The organism is Bradyrhizobium sp. RDM12 (genome assembly GCF_051917485.1).
Lineage (GTDB): Bacteria > Pseudomonadota > Alphaproteobacteria > Rhizobiales > Xanthobacteraceae > Bradyrhizobium.
On the sequence record NZ_CM133064.1, the window covers coordinates 1,647,480 to 1,665,261 of the forward strand.

The window sequence follows — 17,782 nt, forward strand, 5'->3', positions numbered from 1 at the left end:
AGTGATGCATGGCCGCGAGGTCATCAACTCGCGGGAGTGTTTTCCTTGCCGCGCGGCGAACCGCTCACTTCACCGGCCGCTTCTCGAGCTTCCTTGCCAGCGTGCGCCGGTGCATACCCAGCCGTCTCGCGGCCTCCGAGATGTTGAAGTCCGTTTCGATCAACGTCTGGTGGATGCGCTCCCATTCGAGCGTCTTGATCGAGGTCGGCCGCACGTCCAGCGCGACGTCGGCGTTACCTTCGGCCTTGTTGAAGGCGGCTTCGATATCGTCGGTGTTGGAGGGTTTTGCCAGGTAGTGGCAAGCGCCGAGCTTGATTGCCTCGACAGCGGTCGAGATGCTGGCGAAGCCCGTCAGCACCACGATCAGCATCTCCTCGTCGTGGGTATGCAGCAGCTCGACACAGGCGAGGCCGGAGGCGCCGCCGAGCTTGAGGTCGACCACGGCATAGCCGAAGGATCGCTCCTCCAGAACCTTCCGGACGTCTTCGACCGAAGCGGCGAGCACGACCTCGTAACCGCGGCGCTCGAACGAGCGTTTCAGCGTGCGCGCAAAACCATCGTCGTCCTCGACGACGATGAGCGAACGGTCAGGCGTCAAAGCTGCCTCCGATTGCGAGCGTGGCAAGCGGCAGCGTCAGGCGCACGGTGGCGCCGCGCTTCCGGTGGTTCTCGGCGGTCACGCTGCCCCCAGCTTGCGCACCACGTTCACCACCAGGAACAGGCCGAGCCCGCCGCCGGCGCGGCCCTTGCTCGACTGATAGGGCTTTCCGAGCTGCGCCAACATTTCCGGAGCGAAGCCCGGGCCTCGATCGCTGATCGACAGAACGAGATTGTCGCCTTCACGTTCCGCGAGCAGCTCCACCCACTCGCGCGAGACCTCATAGGCATTGTCGAGCACGTTGAAGATCACCTGCTTCAGCGCGATATCCGAGACGATCGCGACGTCCTCGCCAAAGGTATTGACGAAATACAGCGTCCGCGCCGAGCGCGCATTCCGCCACTCCTCGACCAGCGCGGTGACGAACGCCGTGACTGTCGTCGGCGAGGATCCCTCGCCGCGGGCTTCGCCGGCCGATACGAGAATGCCCGTCACGATGGACTTGCAGCGTTGCAGCGACGTTTCCATCTCCGTGAGGTCCTCGGCGAGCTCCTGATCGGCGGCGAGATCAGGCATGCGGCGCCAGTCGCTGAGGATGACCGAGAGCGAGGCGAGCGGCGTGCCGAGCTCGTGCGCCGCGCCGGACGCGAGCAGGCCCATGCGCACGATGTGATCCTGCTCGGCCGCGTGCTGGCGCAGCGCCGCCAGATGCGCATCGCGCTCGCGCAAATTCCTGTTGATGCGGGTGACGAACACGACCAGCAGAACGGCGTTGAGCATGAAGCCCACCAGCATGCCGGTGACGGTAAGCGTGTAGGTCTCGCTCAGCGGATTCGGCGGCAGTTCGAGCGGCCGGTAGGCCATCGTCAGCCACACGAAGCTCGCGCAGCTGAGCGCCACCAGCGACCAGGTCGAGCGGGCATCGAGCAGCACCGCGCCGAGCGTGACCTGGAGCAGGAACAGCGAGGTGAAAGGATTGGTGGCACCGCCGCTGAGGTAGAGCTGCGCGGTCAGCGCCGCGACATCCAGCATCAGCGCGACCAAGAGCTCGTTGTTGGTGATCGCGGCGCGATGGCGCACCCAAACCAGGCTCGAGACATTGAGCAGCACCAGCGCGCCGATTACAGCGCCCATGCGGGTGAGGGGCAGGGGAATGCCGAGCCAGAAATGCACGCCGGCGATGGTCACGATCTGGCCGACCACCGCGGTCCAGCGCAGCTGGATCAGCAGCGCCATGTTCTTGCGGTTGGTCTCGTCGTCGGTGGGGGCAGCGCCGATCAGCTCGCTGCGCGCATCCGCCTGCGACTGCAGCGTGACGGCCAGCTCGCCGTAAGTGTTCCCGTCGTCAGCTCGGTTCGACGATCGTTCCAGCATCTGATCCCGTCCTGCGGGCGGAGGCATCCGACCCGCCGGCCGTTTCGTGGACGAAGCGTTTGCGGCGGAACAGCCCGCCGCGGAATGTGACGAGAAGTCTACCGGCCAGCATGAAGGCCAGGGCAAACCACGTCAGCGCGTAGATCAGGTGGTTATTGGGAAAGCGGACTACGGTCAATCCGCCGATTGGACCGCTGCCGGATTGTGATCCGGCGTCGGCATCGACGAAGAAGGGCGCGACGTTCTGGAGGCCGCGCGCGGCCGCGATCGCGGCGACATCTCGCGAGTACCAGCGGTTGTGCTGGGGCACGTTGTCCCTGAGGAAGCCGCCTTTCGGCTCCGTGATGCGCAACAGACCGGTGATTTCGACCTGGCCCTCCGGATTGCCGCCCTGGCGCGTCGATGGGTCGCGCCGCTCGGATGGTACGAAGCCGCGGTTGATCAGCACAAGCGTGCCGTCGCTGCGCTGGAGCGGCGTCAGCACCCAATAGCCGGGGCCTTCCTCGGTGACGGCCTGAACCAGGGTCTCGCGGTCGTGCAGGAAGCGGCCGGAGACGCTTACGTGCCGGTATTCGTCGCCTGCGGCGGAAACCGCAGGCCAAGCTGCGCGCGCGGGGATCGGCTGGGCCGTGGCATGAACGCGCTGCTCGACGCGGTCGATAAGTGCGAGCTTCCAGGCACGGCGCTCGACCTGCCAGACGCCAAGCGCGATCAGAACAAGGACAGCGGCGAGCGAGAGAATCGTGAGCCATGGGGACGGACGCGTAGCCCCTGCGGGGCTGCGCGGTTCGTTGTCCTCAGGTCCCACGGGATCGCTCACTTCATTCCCGTCATCTCGTGCATCGGCATCATGTTGCTGTTGAGGTGGTTCATCACCCACAGCGAACCGGACAGCGCGATCACCACCATCACGATGGTGAAGATCAGCGCCATCATGCTCCAGCCGTTCTCGGACTTGGGGCTCATGTGCAGGAAATAGATCATGTGCACGACGATCTGGACGACCGCAAAGGCCATGATGACCAATGCTGTGATCTGCTTGCTTGGCAGCGTCCCGCTCATCACCAGCCAGAACGGAATCGCGGTCAGCACCACCGAGAGCACGAAGCCGAGCATGTAGGTCGAGAACGTGCCGTGGGGGTGGCCATCGTCGTGGTGATGATCGTGCGCGTGAGCGGCATGGGTGTCGGTGTTCATCGCAGAACTCCCAGGAGATAGACGAAGGTGAAGACGCCGATCCAGACCACGTCGAGGAAGTGCCAGAACATCGACAGGCACATCAGACGGCGGCGGTTGGCCTCGATCAGGCCGAAGCGCCAGACCTGCACCATCAAGGTCACCAGCCAGATCAGGCCACAGGAGACGTGCAGGCCGTGGGTGCCGACGAGGGTGAAGAAGGAGGACAGGAAGGCGCTGCGCTGCGGCGTGGCGCCTTCATGGATCATGTGGGCGAACTCGGTGAGCTCGATGCTGATGAAGGCGATGCCGAACAGGCCGGTGATCGCAAGCCACATCTGCGTCTGGGCGATCTTGTTCTGCTGCATCGTCAGCATCGCAAAACCGTAGGTGATCGACGACAGCAGCAGCATCGTGGTGTTCACCGCGACCAGGTTGAGGTCGAACAGGTCCTTCGGCGCGGGTCCGGCGGCGTAGTTGGCGCCGAGCACGCCGAAGGCGGCGAACAGCATCGCGAAGATGAGGCAGTCGCTCATCAGGTAGATCCAGAAGCCGAGCGAAGTGCTGTAGCCTTCCGGATGCGGATGTTCGTCGGCGAGGTAGAAGACCGGCTCGCCGGTCTGCGAGGGATTGACAGCGACAGTCATTTACTTGGCTCCGGCGAGCAGCTTGGTGCGCGCATCCTCGGTCCGGATGACGTCGTCAGCCGGAATGTCGAAGTCGCGGTGATAGTTGAAGGTGTGTCCGATCCCGACGGCGAGCATCGCGATGAAGCTCGCGGCCGCCAGCCACCAGATGTACCAGATCAGGCCGAATCCCATCGCGGTGGCGAAGCCGGCGAGAATGACGCCGGTGCCGGTACTGCTGGGCATGTGGATCGGCTTGAACCCGATGAGCGGACGCTGATAACCGCGCTTCTTCATGTCCCACCACGCATCATTGTCGTGAACGACGGGAGTGAAGGCGAAGTTGTAGTCCGGCGGGGGCGAGGAGGTTGCCCATTCCAGCGTGCGCGCATCCCAGGGATCGCCGGTGACGTCCTTGAGCTGCTCGCGCTTGAGGAAGGAGACCGCGAACTGCATCAACATGCTGAGGATGCCAAGGAAGACAAGGCCGGCGCCGATCGCGGCGATGACGAACCAGATCTGGAGCGACGGATCGTCGAACACGCGCAGGCGGCGGGTCACGCCCATCAGACCGAGCACATAGAGCGGCATGAAGGCCATGTAGAAGCCGGTGACCCAGAACCAGAACGACAGCCTGCCCCAGAACGGATCGAGCCTGAAGCCGAACGCCTTCGGGAACCAATAGTTGATGCCGGCAAACGCGCCGAACACCACGCCGCCGATGATCACGTTGTGGAAATGCGCGATCAGGAACAGGCTGTTGTGCAGGACGAAGTCGGCCGGCGGGACTGCAAGCAGAACGCCGGTCATGCCGCCGAGCACGAAGGTCAGCATGAAGGCGATCGTCCACATCATCGGCAGCTCGAAGCGGATGCGGCCGCGATACATCGTGAACAGCCAATTGAACATCTTCGCGCCCGTCGGGATCGAGATGATCATCGTGGTGATGCCGAAGAACGAGTTCACGCTGGCGCCCGACCCCATCGTGAAGAAGTGATGCAGCCAGACCAGGTAGGACAGGATGGTGATGACGACGGTGGCGTACACCATCGAGGTGTAGCCGAACAGCCGTTTGCCGGAGAAGGTCGAGGTCACTTCCGAGAAGATGCCGAAGGCGGGGAGAACCAGGATGTAGACCTCTGGATGGCCCCAGATCCAGATCAGGTTCACGTACATCATCGGGCTGCCGCCGAAATCGTTCGTGAAGAAGTTGGTGCCGACGTAGCGGTCGAGCGAGAGCAGCGCGAGCACGACGGTCAGGACGGGAAAGGAGGCGACGATCAGGACGTTGGTGCAGAGCGCGGTCCAGGTGAATACCGGCATCTTCATCATGGTCATGCCGGGACAGCGCAGCTTGACGATGGTGCAGATCAGGTTGATGCCGGATAAGGTCGTTCCGACGCCGGCGACCTGCAGCGCCCAGATGTAATAGTCGACGCCGACATCAGGACTGTAGCCGATGTTCGACAGCGGCGGATAGGCCAGCCAGCCGGTGCGGGCGAATTCGCCGATGAACAGCGAGGCCATCACCAGCACCGCGCCGCCGACCGTCATCCAGAAGCTGAAATTGTTCAGGAACGGAAACGAGACGTCGCGTGCGCCGATCTGCAGCGGCACGACGTAGTTCATCAGGCCCGTGACCAGCGGCATCGCCACGAAGAAGATCATGATCACGCCATGGGCGGTGAAGACCTGATCGTAGTGATGGGCAGGAAGGAAGCCCTCGGAACCGTTGAACGCGAGCGCCTGCTGGGCGCGCATCATCAGCGCGTCGGCAAAGCCGCGCAGCAGCATCACGATGCCCAGGATCATGTACATGATGCCGATGCGCTTGTGGTCGACGGTGGTGAACCACTCGCGCCACAAATAGCCCCACAGGCGGAAGTAGGTCAGGCCGGCGAACAGCGCGATGCCGCCGAGCGCGACCATCACGAAGGTACCGACCAGGATCGGCTCATGCAGCGGCAGCGAATCGAGGCCGAGGCGGCCGAAAATGAGCTTGAGAAGATCAGGAGACATGCGAGCTCTCGTTAGGGGTCCGACTACAGGAGTCTGGCCTCAGGAGTTTGACTTGGGACGTTGTCCGAGGAAGAAGGACGAGGACTTCAGCGGCGCGAAACTCGGCCGCTTCAAGCCGGCACCCAGGAGCGGCGCGGTGTCGAGTGGCGCCTTGATCGCGGCCGTGGTCGCGCCTTGCGGCGCATCCGGTGTGCAGGTGCCGGCGACGAAGGTCGGCTCAGGTCCGAGCGCGGTGCCGCGACGTGCGTACTTGTCGTAGGCCAGCGGCAGGGTGTTGTTCAGGCCCTCATGGCCGAGGCCGCCCTTGGCATCGATCGCCATCATCTCGCTTTGGCACATCTTGCCGGTCTCGACGCACATGTTGAGGATCAGGCGGTAGAGGTCGACCTCGACGGTGCCGTAGCGGCGCACCGGCTCGTTCTCGCTCGGCTTCTCGAGCTGGAGATATTCGGCGCGGCCGAGCGAGCCGCCGGCTGATTTGGCTTGTGCGATCCAGGCGTCAAAGCCCTTGTCGTCGAGGCCGTGGAAGGCGAAGTGCATGCCGGAGAAGCCGGCGCCGCTGTAATTCGCCGAAAACCCCTTGTAGGTACCGGCGTGGTTGATCACGGCGTGGAGCGACGTCTCCATGCCCGGCATCGCGTAGATCTGTCCGGCGAGTGCGGGGATGTAGAAAGAGTTCATCACCGAGGACGCGGTGATGTGGAAGTTGATCGGGCGGTCGACCGGCGCGGCGAGCTCGTTGACGGTGGCGATGCCGTAATCGGGGTAGATAAAGAGCCACTTCCAGTCGAGCGCGACCACATCGACGTCGAGCGGAGCCTTGGATTGATCCAGTGCGCGTTCCGCATGGATGCGACCAATGTTGCGATAGGGGTCGAGCAGATGCGTGCCCATCCAGGTCAGCGCACCGAGACAGACGATGATCAGCAGCGGCGCCGACCAGATCACCAGCTCGAGCTTGGTCGAGTGGTCCCAATCCGGCTCGTAGCGGGCCGAGCTGTTGGACTGGCGGTAGCGCCAGGCGAACAGCACCGTCAGCGCCATCACGGGGATGACGATCAGGAGCATCAGGACGGTAGAGATGATGACGAGGTCGCGCTGTTGCGCCGCGATATCGCCGGCTGGCGCCAGCACGACGTAGTTGCAGCCACTGAGCGTAACTGCCAGGGGTAGCAGCGCCAGGATCTTGAGACGGGACACGGTCCGGACCTTTGAGAATGAGTTTCCTTTGCGGGGCCAAGGGGTAGCTGCGGCGCAGCAATCCGGACATTGGACAATTTGTCCAATGTTGCACTGCGGAATGGTGGGCCAAACAGGGCCAGATTGCCTGGCGTTCCGCCGGGCGGTGGGCTTTGGTTTTCAGGACGTTAAGGGCGCACGCATGGCGACGGCACAGACCCCGGCAATGGCAGACCTCCACGCGGGCGAGCATGGCCACGATCTGGCCAGTCCCGGCGAGATCGCCATCGGCGTCATCATCGGCCGTACCTCGGAATTCTTCGACTTCTTCGTCTACGCAATCGCCTCGGTGATCGTGTTCCCGCGCCTGGTCTTTCCGTTCACGAGCGAACTGACCGGCACCCTCTATTCCTTCATGATTTTCGCGCTGGCCTTCATCGCCCGGCCGATCGGGACCGTCATTTTCATGACGGTGGACCGGGAATACGGCAAGACGGCCAAGCTGGTCTCGGCACTCTTCCTGCTCGGCACCGCCACCGTGGCGCTCGCGTTCCTGCCTGGCTATCACGACATCGGCGTCGCCGCGATCTGGCTGCTGGCACTCGCGCGTATCGCGCAGGGTCTGGCGTGGGGCGGTGCCTGGGATGGCATGGCCTCGCTGCTGGCGCTGAATGCGCCGGCCTCCAAGCGCGGCTGGTACGCGATGGTGCCGCAGCTTGGCGCGCCGCTCGGGCTGATCGTGGCGAGCGCGCTGTTCGCCTATTTCGCCGGTAATCTCTCGGCCGACGATTTCTTCGATTGGGGCTGGCGCTATCCGTTCTTCGTCGCCTTCGCCATCAACGTCGTGGCGCTGTTCGCGCGCCTGCGCATGGTGACGACCGAGGAATATGCCTCGCTGTTCGAGACCCGCGAACTGCAGCCCTCGCGCATCTCCGACACGGTTGCCCGCGAAGGCCACAACATCATGCTCGGCGCGTTCGCGCCGCTCGCTAGCTTTGCGCTGTTCCACATGGTCACGGTGTTCCCGCTGTCCTGGGTGTTCCTGTTCACCCGGGAAAGCCCCGTGCGCTTTCTGATCATCGAGATCGTCGCCGCCGTGTTCGGCGTCGCCGCGATCGTGGCCTCCGGCGTGATTGCCGACCGGGTCGGCCGCAAGTCGCTGCTGATGGGATCGGCGATCGCGATCGCGATCTACAGCGGCTTCGCGCCGCAACTGCTCGACGCCGGCGCGTTCGGCGAGACCATCTACATGGTGATCGGCTTCATCCTGCTCGGCCTGTCCTTCGGCCAGTCCTCAGGCGCGATCGCCTCCAACTTCCGGCAGGCCTACCGCTACACGGCGTCCGCGCTGACCTCTGATATGGCCTGGCTGTTCGGCGCCGGATTCGCTCCGCTGGTCGCGCTGCTGCTCGCCACCAATCTCGGCGTCATCGCCTCGGGTGCCTACCTGCTCTCCGGCGCGTTCTGGACCCTGCTCGCGCTCTGGCTCGCCGGCCAGCGCGAGGTGGGTGACATGGACGCGGGCAGATCTGTGAACTGACGGGAATAAAATTCGGGCCCGATGATCCTGTTTGCTGCCGCAAACAGGAGATCACATGAACGTCAGCTCGAATTCCATCCTCGCGCGCAGCCCGACTCTCGCCGCTATTGCGATTGCGCTTCTATGCACGCCCGGCGCCGTCGGCGCCACCGGCAATGTCGCGCGGGGGCAGACGCTCTACAAGGGCTGCGCGGACTGTCACTCGATCGCCGAGAACGGCGTCGGCCCGATGCACAAGGGCGTGGTCGGACGCAAGGCGGGCAGCGTTCCAGGCTATGACTATTCGCCCGATCTGAAGAACTCGAATCGTCTGGACCGAAGAGAATCTCGACAAATGGCTGACCGGACCGCAGGCCATGGTCCCGGAAACCAAGATGTTCTTCGACGTGCCGGATGCGCAGGATCGCGCGGACATCATCGCGTTTTTGAAGGACAAGGCGAAGTAGCGACGGCGCCTCAGTCCGTCACGATCTTGACGCGGTCGCGCACCCTCACCTGGGCGTGTGCGTCGAGGCCGTTCAGCACGCGAAATCGTTCGGCCGGGTGATCGACGCCGGTCATGCGGTGGGACAGCGATTCCGCGGTGTCGCCGGGCTGCACGGTGATGACCTTGATGCGCAGCGGACGCGCGGCCTGGATCTCCTCGAGGGTCAGGCGACGAAACGAATTGACGGTCTCGCGCGCATTGCGCTCGCTCTCGGTCGACTTCTGCCGCGCGGCGAAGATGAATCGATAGACGTCGCTGCCGAAGCGCAGCGCATAGACCTTGAACTGCCACTGGTCGCCCTTGGCGGTGGCGGACGCGGCCGGAAAACCGTTGATGGTGATATCCTCGGTGGAGGCCTTCTCGACGCCTTCCATCCAGCCGGAATTGAGGTAGTCGCCGAGCGACTGCTCGGCCGGCACACGCACGACGTCGAAGCGCATCGCCTGCGAGCCGCCCTCGCGTACGCCAATCACGGCCTGCGCGGTGTTGTCGAGCGTGAAATTGTCCGGCGCCTGGAAGGTGAAGCCGAGTTTTGGATGCAGGAAACGCCGGCCGCGGACAAAGCCTTCGCTGGGGTCTTCGCCATAGACGAGGTTGTCGATCGCGGCGAGATAGCTCTCGCGGTCGCGCTCGCCACCTTCAGGGGCGACATATTGGCGAGCAATGGTCTGCGCATTCTGCACGCGCTCGGGCGTGGCCGGATGCGAGGAGGTGAAATCCTGCGCGCGCGGATCCAGCGAGCCCTTGCCGGCCTTCAGTTCGGCATTGCGCTCCATCGCCGAGAGGAAGCGGGCGGCACCGTACGGGTCGAAATGTGCCTTGGCGGAAATGCCGACGCCGATGCCGTCGGCCTCGAATTCCTGATTGCGCGAAAAGCTCGCCATGGTGAGCTTGGTCTTGGCGAGTGCGAGCGCGGTGAGATCTGGATCGGTGCTCATGTCGGTGACGACACGGGTGACGATGGCGGCCTGGCGCGCCTGGTCCTCGCGCATCGCGGCGTGCTTCGACAGCACATGCGCCATCTCGTGGCTGAGCACGGAGGACAATTCGGAGGTGTCACTGGCCAGCGCGAGCAGCCCGCGGGTGACATAGAGTTGGCCGTTCGGCAGCGCGAAAGCGTTCACCGCGCCGGAATTGAGGATAGTGACCTTGTAGCCTTGGTCAGGACGATCGGAGGCGGCAACCAGCCGGTCGACAGTCTTGCTGACCAGTGATTCGAGCCTGGGGTCGTCATAGGCACCGCCATAGCTCGCCAGGATGCGCTCGTGCTCTTTCTCGGTGGCGGGGGTCTGGGCGACTGCCGGCTTCGGTTTGGGTAACGCGACGGTCGGCGGGGCCGCCGTGGTCTGGAACCGGCCCATATCGCCGCAGCCGGCCAGAGCCGTGCCCAGCACGAGGCAAAGCGCGGCCGGCGCAGCCCGAAGGCGGCGTCCTTCGCCCTTTTTGTGCTGTTCTAGCACCCCATTCACGTCGATTAACCCGTGCCTGGCCCTGGTTAGGGCCTTACCCCAATAGGCTCGTTTGCGCCCAGCAACTCGAGCTGTCCCACCCGGAGCACATCGATATGCGGCCCCGTAGTCCCCTCAACCCAGCCTCGGACACGAATACGTCTGTTTTCCAAGGACTTAAGGGCCGTTCCAGCGCTTTCAAACGCCGGCACTATGCGCTTTGAAATAGTCACGGCAAAGCCGCGTGTCCAGTTGCGTCCGAAGTTGAGGTAGGTCACTGCCCCAGCTTGCCGGACCGACAGGACTTTGCCCTCGACCACCACAAAGCGCCCGATCCCGGCCAAAATATCGTCCGGACTTTCCGCGTTTTTTATGGCCGACGGGTCAGCCCAGTTGCCCTTTTTTGGTGTCTCGCCTCGGCCTCTGACGACATCAGCGCGGTGGCGCATTCCTTCTCCGCGATCTCGCCCGAGACGAGGGCGTCGCCCTCGGCGAGCAGCATCGCCTGTACCGAGGCGTCGCTTTCGCCGATGAACAGCAGCGCGCCCTGGCGACCATAGCGGTCGGGTGTGTCGTCCGTGCTGCGCAGCGTGACCTCGCGGCCGGCGAGCAATGCGGTCAGCGCTTGCCTGGTCGACGTGGTGGGCTCGATCCGGTGAGGCGCACTTCGCGGCCGTCATCGAGACGTATGCTGCGCGCATCGACGACTACAGCGACTCGGCCTTCGCCCTGTGTTTCGAATTGGCACGGCGCCGCGAACGCAGTGCGACCTGCGATGAGAACAAATGCGACGGTGAGGTGAAGCCGTTGCGCCATGAGACCCGGTGAGGTTGCGTTGTGCTTCGACCTTAACTCATGAGCGGTGGGTCGCGAAGAGGCCTCCTCACACTCCGTCATTGGGAGCGCAGCGAAGCAATCCGGAATCTTTCCGCGCAGGGACTCTGGATTGTTTCGCTGCGCTCGCGATGATTTGGAAACTTCTCGCCGCATCTCACCATTCCGCTTTGCGGAAAACATGCGCGGCAATCGTGCTCTGGTAGCGCACCTGCGCTTGCTGCGCTCTTGCGCATGCGGCATGATTGCGGCAACAGCGTTTGCCAAGAGCAATAATCAAGCCGCCATTCAGAGCCACGCGATCAAGGGAGGTCTTTTCGATGAAGCATATTTTGTCGGGCATTTTTGCCGCCGCGCTGGCTCTCGGCGCGAGCGCTGCGCAAGCCCAGGACAAGCCACCCCTGAAGATCGGCGGCATCCTCGACATGTCGAGCCTCTATGCCGACATCACCGGCCCCGGCAGCGAGACCGCAGCCAAGATGGCAGTGGAAGATTTCGGCGGCGAGGTGCTGGGGCGCAAGATCCAGGTGATTGCGGCCGATCATCAAAACAAGGCTGACCTGTCCGCCAACCTCGCCCGCGACATGCTCGACAACCAGGGCGTCGAGATGATCTACGACGTCGCGGCGTCCGCGACCGCACTTGCCGCGGGCGAGATCGCGAAGGCGCGCAACAAGATCATCATGTTCAACGGCCCGGGCTCGATCCGTCTCACCAACGAGGCCTGCGGTCCCTACACCATCCATTACGTGTTCGACACCTACGGCCAAGCCAACGTGACCGGCCTTGCCGCCGTGAAGTCGGGCCTCGACACCTGGTTCTTCCTCACCGCCGACTATGCCTTCGGCCAGGACCTGGAGAAGGACACCAGCGCAGTCGTGACGAAGACCGGCGGCAAGGTGCTCGGCAGCGTGCGCCATCCGCTCAACACGTCGGACTTTTCGTCGTTCCTGCTGCAGGCGCAGGCCTCGAAAGCCAAGGTGATCGGGCTCGCGAACGCCGGCGGCGACACCGTCAACGCCATCAAGCAGGCCGCCGAGTTCGGCATCACCAAGGGCGGCCAGAAAGTCTCGCCGCTACTCGCTTTCGTCTCCGACATCGACTCGATCGGCCTCGAGACCGCGCAGGGCCTGCTGCTGGCCGAAGCCTTCTACTGGGACCTCAATGACGACACCCGCGCGTGGTCGAAACGCTTCATGGAGCGCACCAAGCGGATGCCGACCTCGGCGCAAGCCGGCGTCTATTCCTCCGTCATGCACTATCTGAAGGCGGTGAAGGCGGCCGGCACCACGGATTCGGCCGCGGTCATGAAGGTGATGAAGGACACGCCGATCAACGACTTCTTCGCCAAGAACGGCAAGATCCGTGAGGACGGTCGCATGATCCACGACATGTACCTGTTCGAGGTGAAGAAGCCGTCGGAGTCCAAGGGCCGCTGGGACGACTACAAGCTGATCGCCACCGTGCCTGGCAGCGAGGCGTTCCAGTCGCTCGAGCAGTCGCGCTGCCCGTTGGTGAAGAAATAAGCCTCGTCATTGCGAGCGTAGCGAAGCAATCCAGAAATGTTTCCGCAAGGACGGTCTGTGCTTCGTCGCTTCGCTCCTCGCAATGACGAGAAAGACTGAGCAAAACAACGACAAGGGAGACGTCCCATGAACGACATGGTCCTGCAAAAGCTCGAAGGCGGACTGCTCACCATCACGATGAACCGTCCCGAGCGGAAGAACGCGCTCAATCCCGAGATGGTCGCCGGGCTGGTCGAGGCGGCGCGGCGCGCGGCCGACGATCCGGAGGTGCGCGCGGTGCTGTTCAAGGGCGCCGGCGGCTCGTTCTGCGTCGGCGGCGACGTCAAGTCGATGGCGGCCGGCCGCGCGCCGCTGCCGTTTGAGGTGAAAATGGCGAACCTGCGTCGCGGCATGGAAGTCTCGCGCATCCTGCATCAGATGCCGAAACCGGTGGTGGCGCAGCTCGATGGCGCGGCGGCCGGCGCCGGTCTTTCGATGGCGCTGTCGTGCGATCTCCGCATCGCCTCCGAATCCTGCAAGATCACCACGGCGTTCGCCAAGGTCGGTTTCTCCGGCGATTACGGCGGCACCTATTTCCTCACCCAGCTGCTCGGCAGTGCCCGGGCGCGCGAGCTCTATCTGACCTCGCCCGTGCTGACGGCGAAGGAAGCCCATGCGATCGGCATGGTGACCAAGGTCGTGCCCGATGCCGAGATTGATGCTGCCGCGCACGAGCTGGCACTATCGCTGGCGCAGGGACCATCGATCGCGCTCGGCTACATCAAGCGCAACATCAACAATGCCGAGCACCTGCCGCTGGAAGATTGCTTCGACGGCGAGGCGATCCATCACACCCGCTGCAGCGATACCGAGGATCACAAGGAGGCCGCGAAGGCTTTCGTCGAGAAGCGCAAGCCGGCCTTCAGGGGCGCATGACGATGGCGCCCTATATGCGGCTGCGGCAGATTTGTCTGGTCGCGCCGCAGCTCGCGCCTGTGATCTCTGATATCGCCGAGATCATGGGCCTCGCCGTCTGCTACCGCGACGGCAATGTTGCCAAATACGGCCTGGAGAATGCACTGCTCCCGGTCGACACCATCATGCTGGAGGTGGTCGCGCCCTTCAAGGAGGGCACCACGGCTGGTCGCTTCATCGAGAAGACCGGCGGCCGCGGCGGCTACATGGCGATCTTCTGCTGCAACGATCCGGACGAGCGCGGCCGCAACGCCAATGCACTTGGCGTGCGCACCGCCAATGTCATCGACCACGCGCCCTATCACGGCGTGCAGCTCCATCCCCGCGACTGCCGCGCCGCCTTCATCGAATTCAACCACACCGAGGGCAGCGACGACATTCTTGGTGCGTATCCGCCGGCCGGGCCGGACTGGCAGAAGTTCATCCGCAAGGATGTGACGCGGGCGCTCACGGCCGTGGAGATGCAGAGCCCGGACCCACAGGGGCTGGCGCAGCATTGGGGCAAGATCATCGGTGTTGCGGTTGATGACGCTGAACTGAAGCTGCCCAATGCGACGTTCCGATTCGTCAAGGGCGCCAGCGAGATCATGAGCGCGCTCGAGTTTCGGGTGGCCGATGCCGCGCACGTGCTGCAGGCCGCGAGGTCAAAGGGCTCGCGGTTGCGGCGAATGAGTTTCTGCTCGGCGGCGTGACCTTCCGCGTCAGTTGAGCCCTCGTCGCGATCCGTCACCCTGATGAGGTGCTCATCAGCGAAACGCCGCCGCAATCACCGCCCCTTGAAATTCGCCACACGCCGCTCTTCCGTGGCCTTCACGCCCTCCTTGAAATCTTCCGTCGCGCGCAGGCGGGTCTGCTCGGCGAGCTCGTGATTGGTCGCGGCCATGACGCGATCGGCCAATCCGGCGCGCATCGTGGCGCGGGTCGAGAGCAGGCCGAGCGGGGAGCATTCGGCGATCTCGCCGGCGAGCTTCATCGCCTCCGCTTTCACCTGGTCCTGCGGCACCAGCACATTGGCGAGGCCCCATTTGAAGGCCTCTTCGCCGGTGACGCGGCGGCTGGTGTAGAACATCAGCTCGGCGTTGTTCTTGCCGATCAGCTCGGGCAGCGTCGTCGTCAGGCCGAAGCCGGGATGAAAACCCAGCTTGGTGAAATTCGCGGAGAAGCGCGCTCCGGGGCAGGTGACCCGGAAGTCGGCCGACACGGCAAGACCGAGGCCGCCGCCGATGGCTGCGCCCTGCACGGCGGCGACGATCGGTTTTTTGGCCCGGAAGATGCGCACGGCCTGGATGTAGAGATGGTTGATCGGGCCGAGATTATCGGCGGGATCGCCCTTTGCTTTTTTCACAGCTTCTTGCGCTTCCTGCGCCTGCCGCGCGGGATCGCCAAAATTGGCGCCGGCGCAAAACGCTTTGCCTTGCGCTGAGAGAACGGAGGCGCAGATCTCGATGTCGCGATCGAATTCGTCGAGCGCATCCGCGATCTGGTTGATCAGGGAGATGTCGAAAAAGTTGAGCGGCGGCCTGCGGATCTCGATGGTGCCGACGTGGCCAACTTTCTCGACGCCGATATCTTTGTAGGTGCTCATGATGTCCTCGAATGATTTAGCGCAAACCAGGTCCGCGCGACTAGCGCAAACCAAGTCCGCGGGCGATGATGCCGCGCAGCACTTCCGTGGTGCCGCCCTGGATGGTGAGTTTCGGTGCGGTCTTGATCGCGAAATCGAGTTGCCGCTCCAGCGTCTCGCGGTTGGTCGCGGTCTCCTCGACGAAGGCGGCGAGATCGCGCACGCGATGCGGAAGCTGTTGCTCCCAGACCGTACCGATGTCCTTGACGATGGAGGCTTCCACCACCGGCTCCTTGCCGGCCTGCAGCATGCCGGCGACGGAGACCGACATGCGCCGCATGGTGTGGAGCTGCGCGACGAGGCGTCCGATGCCTTCCGCGCTGCGCGTATCAGGATTGGGGCCGACTGCGCGGACCAGCTCGGTCAGCACATAATAGGTTTCGAGGAAGCGCTCGGGGCCTGAACGCTCATAGGCGAGCTCTGAAGTCGCCTGTTTCCAGGCGCCGTCGACCTCGCCGAGCACGTGATCCTCGGGCACGAAGAAGTCGGTGAACACGACCTCGTTGAACTCGTATTGGCCGGTGATCTGGCCGATCGGGTTCACCTGGATGCCCGGTTGCTTCATCTTGACCAGGAATTGCGTCAGGCCGTGACGGCGGTTTTCCTTGGTCGGCGGCGAGGTCCGGAAGATCGCGATCATGTAGTCGGCGATATGCGCCGACGAGGTCCAGATCTTGGTGCCGTTGATGAGATAACCGCCATCGGTCTTGGCCGCACGCGTCTTCGCCGCGAATAGGTCGGAGCCGGAGTTCGGCTCGCTCATGCCGATCGCAAAGCAGATCTCGCCGCGGCAGATGCGCGGCAGGATCTCCATCTTGATGTGTTCTGGCGCGTACTTCAGCAGCACCGGGCCGCTCTGGCGGTCGGCGACGAAGAAGCGCCGCGTCGGGGCGTTGGCGACGCGCATCTCCTCGGTCACCACGTAGCGTTCGAGGAAGGAGCGCTCCTGGCCGCCATATTTCTTCGGCCAGGTCATGCCGAGCCAGCCCTTGGCGCCGACCCGGCGGGAGAATTCCGGCGCGTCGGTGTCCTCGCGGTTGGGCTTGTGCGGATCGAAGGTGCCGGCGGCGATCTCCTCGACGAGGAAGGCGCGCACTTCCTTGCGCAGTTGCTCGCATTTCTCGGGCAGGCGGATCGGATCGAAACGGAGCGCAGCGGTCATGTGTTTCGTTCCCTGTTAGCGCGACGCCACGAGCGGCCACAATTCATCGGCGCCGCGCCTGGCGACGAGTTTGCCGAGCTCGACGGCCCAGTGGCTTTCCGAGCCGAAATCATCGCGCCAGGCCAGCGCCCGCAACGAGTAGCGGTGCAGGATGTGCTCGATGGTGAAGCCGATCGCGCCATGGACCTGGTGCGCGATGCCGCCGCCCTTTTCCGCGGCTTCGGCGCAGCGGATCTTTGCGGAGGCGGCTTCGAGATAGACCTCGTCGTCGAACGACTTTGCGTTTGCGATGGCGTCGGCGGCCGAGGTTGCCGCCGCAAGTGCCGCGGCGGATTCGCCGGCGAGGCGCGCGAGATTGTGCTGCACGGCCTGGAATTTCGAGATCTTCTTCTCGAAGGCGACGCGCTCGTTGGAGTAGCGCACGGAGATGTCGAGCATGGCTTCCAGCGCACCCGCGATCTGAAGGCTGCGCGCGACGCCGCCCATCAGCATCAGATTGGTCTGGTCAAGGCCCTTCGGTGCGGCCTTGATGGTGACAGGCTGCACCTTGTCGAGCGTCACGGTATCGCTTTGGTCGTAGCCGACATTGAGCCCGGATTCGATCCGGCCCTTGCTTGCATCGACCAGCGCGATCGAGACGCCGTCCTTGCCATGCGCGAGCACCGCAAAATGCCTCGCCGCTTTCGCAAACGGCACGCCGCGGCAGCGGCCCGAGAGCGCGCCGTCGGCATCAATCGTGATGCGATCCTTTGGCGAGGCTGGCAGCACCGTCATTTCGCCTTCGGGCGAAGCGATCTTCGCCTGCGCCAGCAGCCAGCCCGCGAGCATCGTCTCGGCGAGGGGAACCGCGACCGCGAAACGGCCGGCGGCGTTCAGCAACGCAAAACCGTCGGCAAGGCTCGCGCCGGAGCCGCCGAGATCGTCTGGCACCCAGGACAAAGGCAAGCCGGCTTCGCTCAGCGCCTGCCACAGCGGCGCCTGCCAGGAATTCTTCTTGTCGTTGTTGATCGTTTGCGGGTCGGCGAGATCGGCGAAGATCTTCTCCGCGGTCTCGACGACGATATTGTCACTCTCCGCCACAGCGTTCCCCGTGTTTTGCCATTGGCGCGTCCTGCCCTGACAGGCCGGCGCGCGGTCTCTTCTTGCGCCCGATGATCTGAAAAAGCCATGGCCCTGACAAGCGCTGATCGCAGGCCCATCTGCAGCGCCAGCATGGGGGCAAGACCCGGTCTGGA

Annotated in this window: 14 protein-coding genes and 4 pseudogenes; 5 read left to right on the forward strand and 13 right to left on the reverse strand. The window is 64.0% G+C overall.

Annotated elements, in window-relative coordinates; all coding sequences use genetic code 11:
- Window positions 1–64 precede the first annotated feature (64 nt).
- The 7 genes and pseudogenes from ACTGJ9_RS07830 to cyoA all read right to left on the reverse strand — a co-directional run bounded on the left by ACTGJ9_RS07830 (window position 65) and on the right by cyoA (window position 6,993).
- On the reverse strand, window positions 65–598 hold the full coding sequence (locus tag ACTGJ9_RS07830) for a response regulator transcription factor (protein WP_456676597.1): 534 nt from the start codon (window positions 596–598) through the stop codon (window positions 65–67).
- Window positions 588–1,972, reverse strand: a pseudogene (locus ACTGJ9_RS07835) (ATP-binding protein). Before ACTGJ9_RS07835 ends, ACTGJ9_RS07830 begins: the two are co-directional and overlap by 11 nt.
- The gene (locus ACTGJ9_RS07840; RefSeq protein ID WP_456676598.1) at window positions 1,944–2,792 is read right to left on the reverse strand and encodes an SURF1 family protein; all 849 of its coding nucleotides are present in this window, start codon (window positions 2,790–2,792) and stop codon (window positions 1,944–1,946) included. Before ACTGJ9_RS07840 ends, ACTGJ9_RS07835 begins: the two are co-directional and overlap by 29 nt.
- A complete protein-coding gene (cyoD, locus tag ACTGJ9_RS07845; RefSeq protein WP_456676599.1) occupies window positions 2,789–3,169 on the reverse strand; it encodes a cytochrome o ubiquinol oxidase subunit IV in 381 nt (126 codons plus the stop codon). Before cyoD ends, ACTGJ9_RS07840 begins: the two co-directional genes overlap by 4 nt.
- Window positions 3,166–3,795: a cytochrome o ubiquinol oxidase subunit III gene (cyoC, locus tag ACTGJ9_RS07850; protein WP_456676600.1), complete on the reverse strand. Its 630-nt coding sequence runs from the start codon at window positions 3,793–3,795 to the stop codon at window positions 3,166–3,168. Before cyoC ends, cyoD begins: the two co-directional genes overlap by 4 nt.
- On the reverse strand, window positions 3,796–5,793 hold the full coding sequence (gene cyoB / locus ACTGJ9_RS07855; protein WP_456676601.1) for a cytochrome o ubiquinol oxidase subunit I: 1,998 nt from the start codon (window positions 5,791–5,793) through the stop codon (window positions 3,796–3,798).
- A gap of 39 nt (window positions 5,794–5,832) precedes the next feature.
- The gene (gene cyoA, locus ACTGJ9_RS07860) at window positions 5,833–6,993 is read right to left on the reverse strand and encodes a ubiquinol oxidase subunit II (RefSeq protein ID WP_456676602.1); all 1,161 of its coding nucleotides are present in this window, start codon (window positions 6,991–6,993) and stop codon (window positions 5,833–5,835) included.
- A gap of 181 nt (window positions 6,994–7,174) precedes the next feature.
- On the opposite strand from cyoA, the gene ACTGJ9_RS07865 reads away from it, so the two are divergent.
- Both ACTGJ9_RS07865 and ACTGJ9_RS07870 read left to right on the forward strand, forming a co-directional pair.
- Window positions 7,175–8,512, forward strand: coding sequence for an MFS transporter (locus ACTGJ9_RS07865; RefSeq protein WP_456676603.1), 1,338 nt, complete (start codon window positions 7,175–7,177; stop codon window positions 8,510–8,512).
- Between the two features lie 55 nt (window positions 8,513–8,567).
- Window positions 8,568–8,771, forward strand: a pseudogene (locus ACTGJ9_RS07870) (c-type cytochrome); the annotation flags it as partial.
- 197 nt (window positions 8,772–8,968) lie between these two features.
- Here ACTGJ9_RS07870 and ACTGJ9_RS07875 read toward each other — a convergent pair.
- The 3 genes and pseudogenes from ACTGJ9_RS07875 to ACTGJ9_RS07885 all read right to left on the reverse strand — a co-directional run bounded on the left by ACTGJ9_RS07875 (window position 8,969) and on the right by ACTGJ9_RS07885 (window position 11,624).
- Window positions 8,969–10,468 carry a M48 family metalloprotease gene (locus tag ACTGJ9_RS07875; RefSeq protein ID WP_456676604.1) on the reverse strand — a complete coding sequence of 500 codons (1,500 nt, stop codon included), beginning with the start codon at window positions 10,466–10,468 and terminating at the stop codon, window positions 8,969–8,971.
- 26 nt (window positions 10,469–10,494) lie between these two features.
- Window positions 10,495–11,344: pseudogene (locus ACTGJ9_RS07880) on the reverse strand (thermonuclease family protein).
- Window positions 11,345–11,438: 94 nt separating this feature from the next.
- Complete coding sequence (locus ACTGJ9_RS07885) at window positions 11,439–11,624, reverse strand: hypothetical protein (protein WP_456676605.1); 186 nt, start codon at window positions 11,622–11,624, stop codon at window positions 11,439–11,441.
- Between ACTGJ9_RS07885 and ACTGJ9_RS07890 the strand changes: the two genes are divergently transcribed.
- From ACTGJ9_RS07890 to ACTGJ9_RS07900, 3 genes and pseudogenes are all read left to right on the forward strand, one after another.
- A complete protein-coding gene (locus ACTGJ9_RS07890) occupies window positions 11,602–12,807 on the forward strand; it encodes an ABC transporter substrate-binding protein (protein WP_456676606.1) in 1,206 nt (401 codons plus the stop codon). The genes ACTGJ9_RS07885 and ACTGJ9_RS07890 overlap by 23 nt on opposite strands.
- A 126-nt stretch (window positions 12,808–12,933) precedes the next feature.
- Entirely contained in the window at window positions 12,934–13,722 is a 789-nt protein-coding gene (locus ACTGJ9_RS07895; protein WP_456676607.1) for an enoyl-CoA hydratase, read from the forward strand.
- 2 nt (window positions 13,723–13,724) lie between these two features.
- Window positions 13,725–14,470: pseudogene (locus tag ACTGJ9_RS07900) on the forward strand (VOC family protein).
- A gap of 57 nt (window positions 14,471–14,527) precedes the next feature.
- Here ACTGJ9_RS07900 and ACTGJ9_RS07905 read toward each other — a convergent pair.
- Genes ACTGJ9_RS07905 through ACTGJ9_RS07915 form a run of 3 tightly spaced genes read right to left on the reverse strand, consistent with a single transcriptional unit; the run spans window position 14,528 to window position 17,627 of the window.
- Window positions 14,528–15,346 carry an enoyl-CoA hydratase/isomerase family protein gene (locus ACTGJ9_RS07905; protein WP_456676608.1) on the reverse strand — a complete coding sequence of 273 codons (819 nt, stop codon included), beginning with the start codon at window positions 15,344–15,346 and terminating at the stop codon, window positions 14,528–14,530.
- Window positions 15,347–15,386: 40 nt separating this feature from the next.
- Entirely contained in the window at window positions 15,387–16,547 is a 1,161-nt protein-coding gene (locus ACTGJ9_RS07910) for an acyl-CoA dehydrogenase family protein (RefSeq protein ID WP_456676609.1), read from the reverse strand.
- Window positions 16,548–16,562: 15 nt separating this feature from the next.
- On the reverse strand, window positions 16,563–17,627 hold the full coding sequence (locus ACTGJ9_RS07915) for an acyl-CoA dehydrogenase family protein (RefSeq protein ID WP_456676610.1): 1,065 nt from the start codon (window positions 17,625–17,627) through the stop codon (window positions 16,563–16,565).
- Window positions 17,628–17,782: the final 155 nt, after the last annotated feature.